Consider the following 878-nt stretch of genomic DNA (forward strand, 5'->3'; position numbering starts at 1 on the left):
CGCCGCAGGTAAAGACTATATGGAAGTCCGGTATGCTGACTTGCGGCGCCCGTCCATCTCCCTGTTCGAACACCGTAGGGCGTTGAAGGCGATCCGGGTCGAGGGCCAGCGTTCGATCTCGGAAAGCCAGATTTTTCGCACAGTAGAAGAGCAGCGGCGATTGATCGCCAATGCGGCGCGCGAGACGAAGGGACGTCGACGTACACGGCCACGAAACATACCGACTATAGAGGCATTCGACGAACTGTCTCTCCGACGGCAGAGTTCAGAACGCGAGAGCGAGCACGTCGACTATGACGCCCCGGTGAAGGCATATGACGTCGAGCAATGGTGAGGTGCAACATGAAGCAGGACGTGTTGTCACATTTACTCCCAACCGCGAGAGAACAGGCACGATTGGGGAACGAGGAACGAATACGTAGCCTTCTTCGTGACCGATGGATCGACTACCCTCGTGCCACCGAGGCGCTGCAGCTCCTTGAACGCCTTCACGAGACACCGCGGCGCGACCGCATGCCATGCCTGCTCATCCACGGCGACTCTAACATTGGCAAAACGAAGATCACCGCAAAGTTCAGGCGCGCGCATCCCAGCGAATTCGATGAGCGAAGCGGAGTCGAGCGATGTTCGGTCGTCACCATGCAAATGCCTCCGACACCTGACCAGCACAGGTTTTATTCCGGCCTGCTGTTCGAACTCGGCGCTCCCCACAACGCCGCGGCAGGTCTTGCTTCGCTGGAGCGACTGGCTCGTGACATTCTGCGCCGTATGGCGCCAAGGATGCTGATTGTCGATGAGGTACATCACCTGCTCGCCGGCACCTACCGTGAGCAACGTGCTTCCCTGAATCTGCTCAAATATCTGGCGAATGACCTGCA

Annotated in this window: 1 protein-coding gene and 1 pseudogene; both read left to right on the forward strand. The window is 58.3% G+C overall.

Translation table 11 applies throughout. The annotated features are described in order from the left end of the window. Nucleotides 1-334 (forward strand): annotated as a pseudogene (locus BMI01S_RS42810) (Mu transposase C-terminal domain-containing protein); the annotation flags it as partial. 8 nt (nucleotides 335-342) lie between these two features. Beyond that, nucleotides 343-878, forward strand: a 536-nt coding sequence (locus BMI01S_RS40500) for a TniB family NTP-binding protein (RefSeq protein ID WP_156123931.1), incomplete at its 3' end; no start/stop codon positions are given.

Source organism: Paraburkholderia mimosarum LMG 23256 = NBRC 106338, from assembly GCF_000739815.1.
Taxonomy (GTDB): domain Bacteria; phylum Pseudomonadota; class Gammaproteobacteria; order Burkholderiales; family Burkholderiaceae; genus Paraburkholderia; species Paraburkholderia mimosarum.